14 protein-coding genes are annotated in these 13,317 nt (G+C 73.0%); 5 read left to right on the top strand and 9 right to left on the bottom strand.

Annotation, left to right across the window (positions count from 1 at the left end; translation table 11 throughout):
* Positions 1-157: 157 nt before the first annotated feature.
* Both ACFVFQ_RS19985 and ACFVFQ_RS19990 read left to right on the top strand, forming a co-directional pair.
* Positions 158-1,051, top strand: coding sequence for a helix-turn-helix domain-containing protein (locus ACFVFQ_RS19985; RefSeq protein WP_383417670.1), 894 nt, complete (start codon positions 158-160; stop codon positions 1,049-1,051).
* Positions 1,038-1,244: a DUF397 domain-containing protein gene (locus ACFVFQ_RS19990; protein ID WP_383417673.1), complete on the top strand. Its 207-nt coding sequence runs from the start codon at positions 1,038-1,040 to the stop codon at positions 1,242-1,244. The genes ACFVFQ_RS19985 and ACFVFQ_RS19990 overlap by 14 nt, the downstream gene beginning before the upstream one ends.
* 212 nt (positions 1,245-1,456) lie before the next feature.
* Here ACFVFQ_RS19990 and ACFVFQ_RS19995 read toward each other — a convergent pair whose 3' ends face one another.
* The 7 genes from ACFVFQ_RS19995 to ACFVFQ_RS20025 form a co-directional block, all read right to left on the bottom strand.
* A complete protein-coding gene (locus ACFVFQ_RS19995) occupies positions 1,457-2,671 on the bottom strand; it encodes an acyl-CoA dehydrogenase family protein (RefSeq protein WP_383417676.1) in 1,215 nt (404 codons plus the stop codon).
* Between the two features lie 7 nt (positions 2,672-2,678).
* Entirely contained in the window at positions 2,679-3,728 is a 1,050-nt protein-coding gene (locus ACFVFQ_RS20000; RefSeq protein ID WP_383417683.1) for a phosphotransferase family protein, read from the bottom strand.
* Positions 3,729-3,899: 171 nt separating this feature from the next.
* Entirely contained in the window at positions 3,900-4,847 is a 948-nt protein-coding gene (locus ACFVFQ_RS20005) for an MBL fold metallo-hydrolase (protein ID WP_383417686.1), read from the bottom strand.
* Positions 4,848-5,002: 155 nt separating this feature from the next.
* Positions 5,003-5,554, bottom strand: coding sequence for an NUDIX domain-containing protein (locus tag ACFVFQ_RS20010; RefSeq protein ID WP_383417689.1), 552 nt, complete (start codon positions 5,552-5,554; stop codon positions 5,003-5,005).
* Positions 5,555-5,619: 65 nt separating this feature from the next.
* On the bottom strand, positions 5,620-6,411 hold the full coding sequence (locus ACFVFQ_RS20015) for a glucose 1-dehydrogenase (protein ID WP_383417692.1): 792 nt from the start codon (positions 6,409-6,411) through the stop codon (positions 5,620-5,622).
* Entirely contained in the window at positions 6,408-7,055 is a 648-nt protein-coding gene (locus ACFVFQ_RS20020; protein WP_383417695.1) for a TetR/AcrR family transcriptional regulator, read from the bottom strand. The genes ACFVFQ_RS20015 and ACFVFQ_RS20020 overlap by 4 nt, the downstream gene beginning before the upstream one ends.
* An 83-nt stretch (positions 7,056-7,138) precedes the next feature.
* Positions 7,139-8,035 carry a DMT family transporter gene (locus ACFVFQ_RS20025; protein ID WP_383417698.1) on the bottom strand — a complete coding sequence of 299 codons (897 nt, stop codon included), beginning with the start codon at positions 8,033-8,035 and terminating at the stop codon, positions 7,139-7,141.
* 151 nt (positions 8,036-8,186) lie between these two features.
* On the opposite strand from ACFVFQ_RS20025, the gene ACFVFQ_RS20030 reads away from it, so the two are divergent.
* Positions 8,187-8,924 (top strand): helix-turn-helix domain-containing protein, encoded by a 738-nt coding sequence (locus ACFVFQ_RS20030; RefSeq protein WP_383417704.1) that lies wholly within the window; start codon positions 8,187-8,189, stop codon positions 8,922-8,924.
* Positions 8,921-10,219: an MFS transporter gene (locus tag ACFVFQ_RS20035; protein WP_383417707.1), complete on the top strand. Its 1,299-nt coding sequence runs from the start codon at positions 8,921-8,923 to the stop codon at positions 10,217-10,219. The genes ACFVFQ_RS20030 and ACFVFQ_RS20035 overlap by 4 nt, the downstream gene beginning before the upstream one ends.
* A gap of 116 nt (positions 10,220-10,335) precedes the next feature.
* On the opposite strand, the gene ACFVFQ_RS20040 is transcribed toward ACFVFQ_RS20035, so the two are convergent.
* Positions 10,336-11,094, bottom strand: a complete 759-nt coding sequence (locus ACFVFQ_RS20040; protein WP_383417710.1) for a response regulator transcription factor — start codon at positions 11,092-11,094, stop codon at positions 10,336-10,338.
* Positions 11,095-11,164: 70 nt separating this feature from the next.
* Positions 11,165-11,572, bottom strand: a complete 408-nt coding sequence (locus tag ACFVFQ_RS20045; RefSeq protein WP_383417713.1) for a (2Fe-2S) ferredoxin domain-containing protein — start codon at positions 11,570-11,572, stop codon at positions 11,165-11,167.
* A 106-nt stretch (positions 11,573-11,678) separates the two neighbouring features.
* Here ACFVFQ_RS20045 and ACFVFQ_RS20050 point away from each other — a divergent pair, with 106 nt between their 5' ends.
* Positions 11,679-13,058: a cytochrome P450 gene (locus ACFVFQ_RS20050; RefSeq protein ID WP_383417716.1), complete on the top strand. Its 1,380-nt coding sequence runs from the start codon at positions 11,679-11,681 to the stop codon at positions 13,056-13,058.
* The last annotated feature ends 259 nt before the right edge of the window (positions 13,059-13,317 follow it).

The raw sequence follows: 13,317 nt of genomic DNA on the forward strand, positions 1-13,317 counted from the left end.
GAGCGGGTCGGGAGGTGCCAGAATGCTCCGGCCGCACGCTCTCGTGCAATCTTTCATGCGGTGGTTTTTCAGCTAGTTGACGTGCATTGCAGACGGCATCGGGTGATGCTTTCATTCATGGCGCGGGAGTCTTTCACTTCGATCGGAGGGGGTAGGTGTGGCCGAACCGGACGGTCCGACCGGATCAACGGTGCCAAGACGACAACTGGGGCGGATCTTGGGGGAGTTGCGCGAACGCGCGGGACTCAAGGTGAACGCGGCAGCCAAGCTGCTGGAGCGTTCGCCGACAACCATGTGGCGCGTGGAGCAGGGGAAGGTCTCGTCTCGCGCCGTAGAGGTAAAGGCAATGTGCGAACTCTATGGCGCATCGCCCGCACTCACTGAGGCGCTTGTAGGGCTTGCGCACGAAACGAAGGCGAAAGGATGGTGGCACGCATACGGGGACGCGATCCCCGAAGGGTTCGATCTCTATATCGGGCTGGAGGAGGCGGCAACGCACCTTGACTGGTACGAACCGGAGTTGATCCCCGGCCTACTCCAAACCGACGAGTACGCCCGCACCGTCATTCAGGCAGACAACCCCGACGAAGAGCCGGGCGAGATTGCTCGACGGGTTCAGGTGCGCATCAAGCGTCAGACACTCCTGACCCGAGTGACACAGCCACCCACGCTCAACGTGGCACTCAACGAAGCAGTGTTGAAGCGTCCGGTCGGTGGGAACAACGTGATGGCGGGGCAACTTCGCCACTTGGGGAAGGCGAGCCTTCTGCCCACGGTGACGATCAAGGTAGTCCCGTTCAGCGCCGGCTTGCACCGAGGCGTAATGTCGGGTCAGTTCCAGATTCTCCGATTTCCGCTTACTGGCAATGGGAGAGAAACGGAACCCCCGACCGTCTACGCAGACGGCTACACGGGGGACCTCTACTTGGATAGGCCCCGAGAGGTTGAACGCTATGACAGCGCGTTCCGCGACATCTGGGCCAAGGCAATGCCCGAAGAGGCGTCAAGGCGCCTGATACTCGAAATGGCAGGAAACTATGAGCAGGGCTGACCTGGACCGCGTGACGTGGCGAAAGTCCAGCTACAGCAATGGGCAATCCAGCTGTGTCGAAGTCTCCGACGACTTCCCCGGAACCGTCCCCGTCCGTGACAGCAAAGACCCGCACGGCCCGGCGCTGATGTTCTCGGCCGACGACTGGTCGTCGTTCGTCACCGCCGTCAAGGGCGGAGCGTTCCACCACTGAGGTCGCGAGCCCAACGGCCACCCTCCAGCACCAACACGGAGGGTGGCCGTTCGCGCGCCCCGGAGCGCAGGGCCGTGGGGGCGGTCTCGGGACCCGTAGGGCGCGGTCGAACGGTCCCCGTAGGGGTCGAGCGCGCCCCCTGCGGGGCCTTAACGAGATTGCGAGGGGCGGCTATTCCCGCCCCCCCGGGGCCCGGGGGCGCCCCCGCGCCCCTACTGGTACCGCCTGATCTCCCGCCGTGCCAGCGACCGCTGGTGGACCTCGTCGGGGCCGTCGGCCAGGCGCAACGTGCGGGCGCCGGCCCACAGTTCGGCCAGGGGGAAGTCCTGGCTGACCCCGCCGGCGCCGTGCAACTGCACCGCCTTGTCGAGGATGTCCACGACCGTGCGCGGGGTGGCGATCTTGATGGCCTGGATCTCGGTGTGCGCGCCCTTGTTGCCGACGGTGTCCATCAGCCAGGCGGTCTTCAGCACCAGCAGTCGCAGCTGCTCCACCGCCACCCGGGCGTCGGCGATCCACTCCTGGACCACGCCCTGCCCGGCCAGCGGCTTCCCGAACGCGGTACGGGCCACCGCCCGCCGACACATCAGCTCGATCGCCCGCTCGGCCATCCCGATCAGCCGCATGCAGTGATGGATCCGACCGGGCCCCAACCGCGCCTGGGCGATGGCGAATCCGCCGCCCTCCTCGCCGATCAGATGGCCCACCGGCACCCGGACGTCCTCGAAGACCACCTCCGCGTGCCCGCCGTGGTAGTGGTCCTCGTAGCCGTAGACCTGCATCGCGCGCTTGACGGTCAGGCCCGGGGTGTCCCGCGGCACCAGCACCATCGACTGTTGGCGGCGGATGTCCGGGCCGTTCGGATCGGTCTTGCCCATCACGATGAAGATCCGGCACAGCGGGTTCATCGCCCCGGAGATGTACCACTTGCGGCCGTTGATGACGTAGTCATCGCCGTCCCGCTCGATCCGGGTCTCGATGTTGGTGGCGTCCGACGAGGCCACCTCCGGCTCGGTCATCGCGAACGCCGAGCGGATCTCCCCGGCCAGCAGCGGTTCCAGCCACCGCTTGCGTTGCTGCTCGTTGCCGAACTGCGCCAGCACCTCCATGTTGCCGGTGTCCGGCGCCGCGCAGTTCAGCGCGGTCGGCGCCAACTGGGGGCTGCGACCGGTGAGTTCGGCCAGCGGCGCGTACTGGAGATTGGTCAGCCCCGCGCCGTGCTCCTCATCGGGCAAGAAGAGGTTCCACAGCCCCTGCCGCCGCGCCTCGGCCTTGAGCTCCTCCACCACCGGCGGGGTGTCCCACGGCGAGGCCAGCGCGGCCCGCTGCTCCTCGACGACGGCTTCGGCCGGATACACGTGCTCGGCCATGAACGCCTTCAGCCGCGCCCGCAGTTCCTCGGTACGGGCGTCGAATGCGAAGTCCATCGCTGCCTCAGCCTTCCTTGAGAGTGGTCAGTCCGCGGTCGATGAAGACGGGCACCAGCTCGCCGATCCGGTCGAAGCCGGCGCCGACCGTCTGGCCGAGCGTGTAGCGGTAGTGGATGCCTTCGAGGATCACCGCGAGTTTGAACCACGCGAACGCGGCGTACCAGGCGATCCCCGAGACGTCCCGGCCGGAGCGTTCGGCATAACGGGCGATCAGTTCGTCCGGGTCGGGGTGCCCGGGCGCGCCGCTGGTGGTGCTGACCGGCGACTGCGGCAGCCCCAGGTCGGTGCAGTACATCGCCAGCAGCCCGAGGTCGGTCAGCGGGTCGCCGAGCGTGGACATCTCCCAGTCCAGCACGGCGTTGATGGCGTCGTTCTCGCCCACCAGGACGTTGTCCAGTCGGTAGTCGCCGTGCACCACGGTCGGCGCGGGGGAGGTGGGCAGCGCCCGGCCCAGCGCCTCGTGGAGCGCGTCGATGCCCGGCAGGTCGCGGTTCTTGGAGGCCGCCAACTGCTTGCCCCAGCGCCGCAGTTGACGCTCCAGGAAGCCGTCCGGGCGCCCGAAGTCGGCCAGCTGGGCCGCCTGCGGATCCACCGCGTGTAGCGCCACCAGCGTGTCGACGAGGGAGAGCACCACCGCCCTGGTCCGCTCCGGTCCCAGCGGCGCCAACTGCGCGGCGCTCCGGTACGGGACGCCCGCCACCAGCTCCATCACGTAGAACGGCGCGCCGATGACCGCCTCGTCCTCGCACAGGAGCAGCGCCTCGGGCACCGGCACCGCGGTGCCGTGCAGCGCGCTGATCACCCGGTGCTCGCGCCGCATGTCGTGCGCGGTGGCCAGGACGTGCCCGAGTGGCGGGCGGCGCACCACCCACCAGGCGGCGCCGTCGGTGACCCGGTAGGTGAGGTTGGACCGCCCGCCCTCGATCAACTCCGCGCGCAGCGGCCCGGACACCAGGCCCGGACGCTCCCGGTCCAGGTGCTCCCGCAGGCGCGCCAGGTCGAGACCGGGTGGTGCCGCACCGGTGGCCGGCGGGGGCGGGGTGCCGTTGCTCATCGTGCTTCCTCCGTAGGGAGCGTGGACGGTGGGACGGTCGAACGGTCCGGGGCCGGCGGGGCCCGTCCGCCTGATCATGCCGACTAGTCGGTATGGAGTCCAGTGCCCGGCGGTGGGGCGTCGGTCACCCGACGGGTTTGCGCCACCGACGCCCCCGGCCCCGGCCGCCGGTCAGGCGTGGCAGGCCGGCGGCACCCCGCCGTTCAGCTCCGCCATCGCCCCGAAGCCGGCCACCGCGTCCAGCGGCGCACCAGGCGCCGCCCCGTCCAACTCGGCGTACGCGCGCAGCAGGTTGGCCACCAGCCGCTCGTGCTCGGCCAGCTCGGCGAACTCGCCGAGCTCCGCCTCCCGGGCCACCTCCAACGGCGTGCGCCCAGCCGCCCGCCCCGCGCGGGCCAGCTCCTGGACGAACCGCAGATAGCGCTCGACGCCGTCGTAGACCTCGGGGCCGGCCACCGGGCCGTGCCCGGGCACCACGGTCGTGGCGTCCAGCGACCGCAGCAGCTCGATGGCCCGCAACGAGCCGCTCAGCGAGCCCATGAAGAGGAACGGGGTGCCCCCGTTGAAGATCAGGTCCCCGGTGAAGACCACCCGCTGCTCCGGCAGCCAGACGATGGCGTCGCCGGGCGTGTGCGCCACCCCGGGGTGGATCAACTGCACCTCGATCGCGCCCGCGTGGACGGTCAGCCGGTCCTCGAAGGTGATCTCCGGCGGGGTGAGCGCGATCTCGCCGTACGGCACGTCGGGCCACACGGCGTGCAGTTGGTAGCCGGCGGCCAGCAGCTCCCGGCGGCAGGCCGCGTGCCCGATGACGGTGGCCTCGGGCGCGAACACGCCGTTGCCGTAGGTGTGGTCGCCGTGGTGGTGGGTGTTGACCACGGTGCGGGGCGTGGGCGCGCCGCTCTCCTCGATCCGGCGGCGCAGCAGCCGCGCCCGCCGCTCGGTGGCGGCGGTGTCCACCACCAGGGTCGCCGTCCCGTCGGTGACGAAGCCCGCGTTGTTCAGGCACCAGCCGCCGTCCGGCTGGATGAACGCGTGCACGCCCGGGGCGAGTTCGGTGAGGTAGGGCTCGGGGAGGGCGGGGGTGCCGGTCCCCGTGGGGTGCTGGTGGTCCGTCATGGTCCGCTTTCGGGTGGGGGTCGGGTCGATCCGGCGGCCGGCCGCCGCGGGCGCCGGCCCTGGGCCCTGGCCGCGCGGACCCGATCAACGGTACCTCCGGCCCGGACGCGTCGGCCGGGCGGCCACGGGCGGCGCCCGCGAGCCCGCCCGTCGCCTCAGAGCTCCCCGGCCGCCCGCCGGGTCGTCAACTCCCGGTAGGCGGCCAGCCCGTCGGGCGTCCACGGCCACTGGTCGAGCCGCCGGTCCAGCTCCTCCTGGGTCAGGAAGGCGTGCCAGTCGATCTCCGACTCCTGGGGCGCCACCGGAAGGGTGCAGCGCACCTGGTACACCGCAGACCACCAGGTGTGCTCCGGCGTCTCGTACAGGAAGCGGAACAGCGGCTCCGGGCGGGCCAGTCCGGACACCCCCAGCTCCTCCTCGGCCTCCCGCAGCGCCGCCTCGTCGTAGCTCTCGCCGGCGCCCACCACGCCGCCGACGAACATGTCGTAGTGCGAGGGGAACACCAGCTTTTGGGGCGTCCGCCGGTGTACGAAGATCCGGTCCTCGGCGTCCCGGGCCAGGACGAACGCGCACCGGGTGCGCAGCCGGCGGGCATAGCTCTCGGCCCGCGGGGCCTGCCCCACCACCCGGTCGTGCTCGTCGACGACGTCGAGGATCTCGTCCGCGTTGAGCGGCTCTTGCGCATGGTCCGGTCGCTGCTCGGTCATGAGGCTATGGAACCACCGGGCGCCGCCCGCGCACCCGTGGGGGACGTCGGCCAACGGCCGCCGGCTCACTGCCCCATGACGTACTGCACCGTCGGCCCGGTGGTCCAGCCGCCGTCCACCGCCAGCTCGGCGCCGGTGATGTAGGAGGCGGCGTCGGAGAGCAGGAAGACCACCGCGCCGGCGATCTCGTGCGCCTCGCCGACCCGGGCCATCGGGGTGTTGGGGTACTTGCCCTCACCCACCTCGATGCCGACCTGTGCGGTCATCGGGGTGTGGGTCATGCCGGGATGGACGGAGTTCACCCGCACCCGGGCGGCGCCCCACTCCACCGCGCCGATCTTGGTCAGCCCGCGGACGCCCCACTTCGACGCGCCGTAGCCGCCGGTCATCGCCAGCCCCATCAGCCCGGCCGCCGAGGAGACGTTCACGATGGAGCCGGCGCCGCGCTCCTTCATGGCCGGCAGCACGGTCTTCATGCCGAGGAAGACGCCGGTGAGGTTGACGTCGAGGACCGTGCGGAAGGCGTCGACGGAGAGCGTCTCCAGCGGGGCGCCGCTCGATATCCCGGCGTTGTTCACCAGCCCGTCGAGCCCGCCGAACTCCGCCACCGCGAAGTCCACGACCCGCTGCCAGCCCTCCTCGGAGGTGACGTCGTGGGCCAGGAACCGGGCCCGCTCGCCGAGTCGGGCCGCGGTCGTCGCGCCCTCCTCCTCAAGGACGTCGGTGACGACGACGTGGGCGCCGGCCGCGACGGCCCGCTCGGCGGCCGCGGCGCCCAGCCCGCGGGCCGCGCCGGTGAGGACGACGGTCTTGCCGGTCAGCTCCGCGGCCGCGGTCGCCGGGGTGGACCTGGTCATGGTGAACTCCTTCGTTCGGGGGCGGCGGCCAGCAGGAACGCCGCCGTCGTCCCGGTGAGGTCGGCGAGGAACAACTCCTCGTCCGTCAGGGGAGCGGCGCCGTCGAGGTAGTGCCGGGCCCGGTCGGCGAAGGCCGCGCCGATCAGCGTCAGCGCGAGGTCCAGCCGCTCCAGCCGCACCGCCTCCGGCAACCCGGCCGCCGCCAGCGCGCCCTCGATCCGGCAGATCAGTCGCCAGTACGCGGTCCCGTCGAGGGTCGGGTGCGGGACCCGGGCGCGGACCCCGCTCTCGTGGCTGAGCTGCGCGGAGATCCGCAGGCAGCGCCGCCCCCGGTCGGTCCGCAGCTCGGTCGCCTCCGCGGTGACCAGCAGCCCGAGCAGTTCCCGCAGCGTCGGCTCGCCGGCCTGGGCCGCGGTCAGCAACGGCGCCAGCGCCGCCTCCGTACGGGCCAGCCGGCCGGCCATTACGGCGTCCAACAGCCCGGCCCGCGAGCCGAAGTGGTACTGCACCGCCGACGGGTTGCTCTGGCCGGCCAGCGCGACGACGTCGCGGAGCTGGGCGCCGTCCACGCCCTGGCCGGCGAAGACCTCCTCGGCGGCGCGGATCAACTTCTCCCGGGTCTCGGGGCCTGATGTCCTGGGCATGGCGCCATAGTAATGTCGAGCATTAATAGCGGGGAGGGGGCGGGCCTTCCGTGCGGCCGAGCCCGCGCGCGGCGCCCCCGACCTCAGCGCGGCTGGAGTTCCCGCGCGCCCTCGGCCCCCCTGGCCCCCGGCGGCATCAACGGATGGCTGCCGATCAACACGATCCCCGTCACCACCGCGGCGATCCCGGCCGCCTCGAAGGCCAGCGCCACGGGCGTCACCCGCAACCGGTCGCCCAGGAAACCCACCCCGCAGACGATCCCGGCCAGCGGCTGAGCGGCCGTCAGTGCCGGCAACGACAGCCGCAGCGGCGCCGACTCGAAGGCGCTCTGCACCATCACCAGCGCCACCACCCCGAGCACCACGATCGCGTACGGCTGCCAACTGGTGAGGAGTTCGCCCCAGCCGCCCGCGGTGAAGCGGAGTCCGCTGATCCGGGTCAGCGCGTCCTGCAACCCGTACAGCAGCCCGGCCGCCACCCCCAGCAGCGCGGCCTCCAGGCTGATGTGCGTCCGTTCCCGTTTGGCGACCGTCGCCAGTACCAGGGCGACCGACAGCACGCTGCCCATGATCAGCCACTGGGCGAGCTGCCCCACCTCGCTGTTCCGCCCGCCGTGCGGCTGCCCGGCCACGATGAACAGGGTCACCCCGCCGGCCAGCAGCGCCAGCCCGGCCCAGCCGGTGCGGCCCAACCGCTGCCGCGAGATCCGCCGCGCCAGCGCCATCGCGAACAGCAGATTGGTCGCCATCAGCGGCTCGACCAGGGTGATGTCACCCATCCCGAGGGCCACCGCACCCAGTGCCATCCCCGCCACCATCAACGCGATCCCGGCCACCCAGCGGGGCATCCGGACCAGGTCGAGCAGCAGCCGCAGCGAGAGGTAGTCCTGGGGCGGGGCGTGCTGCGCCGCGAGCTGCTGGAGGACGAACCCGGTGCCCAGACAGCATGCCGCGGCAAGGGCGAGCAGGATCACCGTCACGTCGCACACCTCGTATCGCGCGGGGCCGGGATGCGCCCGAGGATAGTCAGCCATGGTGGCCGAAACCGGTGTGCCACCGCCGCGGAATCCGACTTCTGCCATTACAGAGAAACCTCTGCAAAGGACTCTCTGCACCTCTACCCTGACGGCCATGACCCACGACGACGTGTCGCGCGAGGACCGGTCGGCCGCGCCCGACGCCCCCGCGACCCCCGCGCCGCGCCCCGTCCGACGGATGGACGCCCGCAGCCTGCGCGGCCTCGCCCACCCACTGCGGATGCGCATCCTGGAGCTGCTGACCCTGGACGGCCCGGACACCGCCACCGGCCTCTCCCGCCGGCTCGGCGAGAACACCGGCACGGTCAGCTGGCACCTGCGCCACCTCGCCGACCACGACTTCATCGAGGAGGAGACCGGTCGCGGCACCCGCCGCGAGCGCTGGTGGCGGGCCGCGGCGGCCACCCGCCAGCTCAACACCACCGACTTCCGCGACGATCCGGAAGCCCGCGGCCCGCTCACCGTCTACGTCCACGAGATCGTCCAGCAGCAGTTCCACCGCGTCGTCGACTACCTCGCCGAGGACTGGGGCCCGCAGTGGCGGGACGCCGGCACCCTCACCCAGTGGCACGACCTGACCCTGACGCCCGCTCAACTTGCTGCACTCAACGCGGAGTTGGGACGCGTCGTGGACCGGCACCGGGCGGCCGCCGCGGGCGCCTCGGCCCCCGCCGACCGCGCCGCCGCACAGCCCGTCATCGTCCAGCTCCAGTCCTTCCCCCGCAGGTCGCGCACGGACCGCACCGACGGGCGGGGCGCCGACCGGCCGGACGCCGACCGGCAGTTGGACACCGGCCGGCAGTCGGACGGCGCCGGTCGGGCCGGGCGATGAGCGGGCTGCTCCGGCGCCACCGCGACTTCCGGCTGCTGTGGTGCGGCGAGACCGCGGGCAAGTTCGGTGCCGCGGTCACCGGGGTGGCGATGCCGCTGACCGCCGTCGCCGCGCTGCGCGCCGACACCTTCGCCGTCGGGCTGTTGAGCGCCTGCGGCTGGCTGCCCTGGCTGCTGATCGGGCTACCGGTCGGCGTCTGGGTGGACCGGATGCGCCGCCGGCCCCTGATGCTGGGCGCCGCCGCGCTCTCGGCCGTGGTGTTCACCGCCGTCCCCGTCGTCGCCTGGTGCGGCGGGCTGAGCATCGGCCTGCTGACCGGCGCGGCCCTGCTGAGCGGTGCCGCCGCGGTGGTCTTCCAGACCGCGTACAGCGCCTACCTCCCCGGACTGCTCGCCCCCGCCGACCAGCCCGAGGGCAACGCCAAGCTGCACGGCAGCGCCTCGGCGGCGCAGCTCGTCGGCCAGGGCGCGGGCGGCTTCCTGGTCCAACTCGCCGGCGCCGCCAACGGGTTGTTCGCCAACGCCGCCACCTTCCTGGTCTCCGTCCTCTGCCTGCTCGGCATCCGGCACCGCGAACCCCGCCCGGACGCCGCCGTCGAGCGCCCCGCGCGCCCGCTGCGCGCCGAGGTCACCGCGGGGCTGCGCCTGGTGGCCGGGGACGTCTGGCTGCGCACCCTGACCCTCTTCGGCGCCGCCTCCAACCTCGCCCTGATGGGATACCAGTCGATCCTGCCGGTCTTCCTGGTCCGCGAGGCCGGGCTGCCGCCGGGCACCGTCGGCACCCTGCTGGCGGTGGCCGGCACCGGCGGCATCGCGGGCGCCTTCGCCGCCCGCCGCGCCGCGGCCCGGCTCGGCACCGCCCGCGCCAGCCTGCTCTTCGAACTCGGCCTGCCCACCACGGCATTGCTCATCCCGCTCACTACGGGCGGGCCCGGCGCCGCGCTGTTCGTCGTCGGCAGCTTCGGCGTCAGCGCCGGCGTGGTCGGCGGCAACGTCCTCAAGGCCGGCTTCCAACAGGCGTACTGCCCGCCCGCGCTGCTCGGCCGGGTGACCGCCAGCGCCGCCTTCCTCAACTACGGCACGCTGCCGCTGGGCGCCCTGCTCGGTGGCGCCCTCGGCGCCGCACTGGGCGTCCGGACGGCCATGTGGCTCACCTGCGCCGGCGTCCCGCTGGCCGCCCTGATCCTCCTCGCCTCACCGCTGCGCACCGCCCGCGACCTGCCGACCCGCCACCACCCGCGGCGGCCGGACGCGGCCAAGGCCGCGGCTGACGACGACCTGCTCGCGCCGTCCTGAGCGCCTGGTCGACAACGGCGGTGTGACGCGGGGGAGTTGGCGACTGGCCCCGTCCGGCCCGCGTGCCCGCGCGCCCAGGTCGCCGTTCCGCCCCACGTTCCGCACCGCGGCGTGCCCTACGGCGCCCCACCCGCCGCTACCGCCTCCCCAGCCACCCCCACCAATTCGCCCGCCCCAAGCACCTCGCCACCCCCAGGATCGAGCCGGTAACCAGACCCCCACACCTCCGTCAGCAGCCGCGGCGCGGCCGGGCCCGGATCGAGCTCGGCCTGGAGGCGCGCCACCCGCGCGCCCACCGCCGACAGATCACCGAAGTCCCGCCCCCAGACCTGCTTGAGCAACTGCTCCCGCGAGAACACCCGCCCTGGGTGTCGCATCAGAAACACCAGCAGCGCCAACTCGTGCTCGCTCAGGGCGAGTTCGCGGCCACCACGGGACGCCCGACCGGCCCCGGGCGCGACGGTCAGCTCCCCGACCCGCAGCACGGCCCCGGCCCCGGCTGCTGCCGCCGCATCCTCGGCGCCGCCCAACGCCTCGGCCACCCGCGCCACCAACTCCCGTACCCCCACTGTCCCCTCTGACCGTTCCGCCCGCTCTGCCCCCGCCGACAACGGCACCACCGGGACCGGCGGTCCGCCGTCCCCCCGCCCGAGCCGGCGGCGCAGCCCCAGGCCGTCGATGCCGGGCAGCGCGGGATCGAGGACAACGGCGTGCGGAGCGAAGTCCGCGGCCAGGTCGAGGGCGGTGAAGCCGTCGGTGGCACAGGCGGTGAGGTGGCCGGCGCGGGCCAGCCCGTCGGCGACGGCCGCGGCGAGCGCGCGGTCGGCCGCGACGACCAGGACGCGGTGCGGCGGTCCCGGCAGGAGCGATCCCATACCTCCAGCCAACACCCGCCCGCGCGCCCCCGCGCGCCGAGGCCACCACCGGCCCGATGGGGCCGCCCCGCTACTTCTCCAACTGCTCCCGCACCCGCCGCGACACCGTGAACGCATAGAGGTCCAGCACCCCGGGCGGCTCCGCGATCCCCGGCCCGCCGGCCCGTATCCAGGCCGCGATGTCCGCCAGCGCGTCGTCGTCGTTGACCAGCCCCAGCCACACCGGCCGCCCGCCCGCGGCCCGCCCGGCCGGGGACGGCTGCACCACGACCACGTTCGCCTGGTCGCAGACGTCCAGGCACTCCGAGGCGCGGACCGGCGCCGCCTCCTGAAGCGCCGCCCGCAGCCGGGGGATCTGCCCGGAGTGGTCGACCCCCGGCAGCTTCGCCGCGTCCCCACAGCAGCAGCCGCGGCAGACGGTGACCCGGCACTGCTGCCCGGCGGCCCGCGCCGCCCCTCCGGAACGCTTTTCGATCATGCGTTCATGCTACGTGGCCGCCCCGCGCCGCCCGCCCACTCCCGGCCATCCACCCCGCCACCCCTCCGCGACATTTCCCGGCCGGTTCCTGGATAGGAATCGGGGCATGTCCCTGACCAATTCCAGCACCGTCCGGGCCGCCATCCCCGGCCCCGCCGGCCTCCCCGTGATCGGCTCCCTGCTCGACCTGCGGCGCGACCCCCTGAGCACCTTCTTAAGCGCCCAGCGCGCACACGGCGACGTGGTCCGGCTGGAGGCCGGCCCACCCGGGCTCCGCAGCGTCTTCTACGCCGTCTTCGCGCCCGAGGGCGCCCAGCAGATCCTCGCCACCCAGGCCGCCAACTTCCGCAAGGACCACCCGTTCTACGAGGAGGTCCGCCAGTCGTTCGGCAACGGCCTGCTCACCAGCCAGGACGACGACTACCTCCGGCAACGCCGGCTGGTGCAGCCGCTGTTCACCAAGCGCCGGGTCGACGGCTACGCCTCGGCCGTGACCACCGAGGCCGACGCGGTCACCGCGCGCTGGCGCTCGGTCGGGGACGGCGCGGTCGACCTCGTCCCCGAGATGAACCGGCTCGCCCTGCGCACCGTCGCCCGCATCCTCTTCGGCGTCGACGTGGAGGCCGCGGTCGACGCCATCCACCGCTGCGCCCCGGTCATCAACGACTACGTCGTCAGCCGCGCCTACACCCCCCTGAAGTTCCCGCGCGACTGGCCCACCCCCAGGAACCTCCACAACCGCCGGGTCACCGCCGAACTCAACGCGCTGTGCGACCGCATCATCGCCGAGCGCCGCACCGGCACCACCGAGGCCGGCGACCACGACGACCTGCTCTCCCTGCTCGCCGCCGCCGGCAACGACGAGGACGGCACCCTGGACGCCACCGAGGTCCGCGAACAGGTCCTGATCTTCCTGCTGGCCGGCCACGAAACCACCGCCACCTCCATGGCCTTCGCCCTCCACCTGCTCGCCCGTCACCCCGACCAACAGGCCCGGGTCCGCGCCGAGTTGACCGCCGTCCTCGGCGACCGCACGCCCACCGCCGCCGACCTGGACCAACTCCCGCTGCTCACCCAGGCGTTGAAGGAGTCCATGCGGCTCTACCCGGCGGCCCCGATCGTCAGCCGACGGGCCGTGGCGGCCACCGAGGTCGCCGGCTTCCCCCTCCCGGCCGGCGCCGACGTCATCGTCGCCCCCTGGGTCACCCACCGCCATCCGGGCCTCTGGGAGGACCCCGAGCGGTTCGACCCGGACCGCTTCGCCCCTGAACGCGAGGCGGCGCGGCACCGGTACGCCTGGTTCCCCTTCGGCGGCGGCCCGCGCGCCTGCATCGGCCAGCACTTCTCGATGCTGGAGTCCGTCCTGGCCCTGGCGACGCTGCTCCGCTCCTACGAACTGACGGCCGTCGACCACCACGTCCCGGTCGCCGCCGGCATCACCCTCCAGGCCACCGGCCCCGCCCGCATCCGCCTCCGGCCCCTCTAACTGCCCTCCTCTGGCTCGACGCCCGCCCCACCCCCGACGGGCAGGGCGTCGAGTCGCCCCCAGCCACCCCCCTCGACTCAAACGCAACGAAAATAGCGTTTGCATTCTCGGTCGCGACCCTCTACGGTCGTAGACGTCCACCCCGCCAGGGCAGCGTCCCGGCGGGTTCCCTCCCGACAGGAGAAGGCCGTTGCTCGTCTGAGGTCCGGAAGACACCGCGCCCGCGATCGGCGATTCGCTCAAGCGAACCAGCCCCGCG

The sequence above is a fragment of the Streptomyces sp. NPDC057743 genome (assembly GCF_042798755.1).
Classification (GTDB): Bacteria; Actinomycetota; Actinomycetes; order Streptomycetales; family Streptomycetaceae; genus Streptomyces.

Excerpts from the sequence above, each read along its gene's own strand:
- ACFVFQ_RS19990 (WP_383417673.1), top strand. The coding sequence starts at position 1,038 with ATGAGCAGGGCTGACCTGGACCGCGTGACGTGGCGAAAGTCCAGCTAC.
- ACFVFQ_RS19995 (WP_383417676.1), bottom strand. The coding sequence starts at position 2,671 with ATGGACTTCGCATTCGACGCCCGTACCGAGGAACTGCGGGCGCGGCTG.
- ACFVFQ_RS20000 (WP_383417683.1), bottom strand. The coding sequence starts at position 3,728 with ATGAGCAACGGCACCCCGCCCCCGCCGGCCACCGGTGCGGCACCACCC.
- ACFVFQ_RS20005 (WP_383417686.1), bottom strand. The coding sequence starts at position 4,847 with ATGACGGACCACCAGCACCCCACGGGGACCGGCACCCCCGCCCTCCCC.
- ACFVFQ_RS20010 (WP_383417689.1), bottom strand. The coding sequence starts at position 5,554 with ATGACCGAGCAGCGACCGGACCATGCGCAAGAGCCGCTCAACGCGGAC.
- ACFVFQ_RS20015 (WP_383417692.1), bottom strand. The coding sequence starts at position 6,411 with ATGACCAGGTCCACCCCGGCGACCGCGGCCGCGGAGCTGACCGGCAAG.
- ACFVFQ_RS20020 (WP_383417695.1), bottom strand. The coding sequence starts at position 7,055 with ATGCCCAGGACATCAGGCCCCGAGACCCGGGAGAAGTTGATCCGCGCC.
- ACFVFQ_RS20030 (WP_383417704.1), top strand. The coding sequence starts at position 8,187 with ATGACCCACGACGACGTGTCGCGCGAGGACCGGTCGGCCGCGCCCGAC.
- ACFVFQ_RS20035 (WP_383417707.1), top strand. The coding sequence starts at position 8,921 with ATGAGCGGGCTGCTCCGGCGCCACCGCGACTTCCGGCTGCTGTGGTGC.
- ACFVFQ_RS20040 (WP_383417710.1), bottom strand. The coding sequence starts at position 11,094 with ATGGGATCGCTCCTGCCGGGACCGCCGCACCGCGTCCTGGTCGTCGCG.
- ACFVFQ_RS20045 (WP_383417713.1), bottom strand. The coding sequence starts at position 11,572 with ATGATCGAAAAGCGTTCCGGAGGGGCGGCGCGGGCCGCCGGGCAGCAG.
- ACFVFQ_RS20050 (WP_383417716.1), top strand. The coding sequence starts at position 11,679 with ATGTCCCTGACCAATTCCAGCACCGTCCGGGCCGCCATCCCCGGCCCC.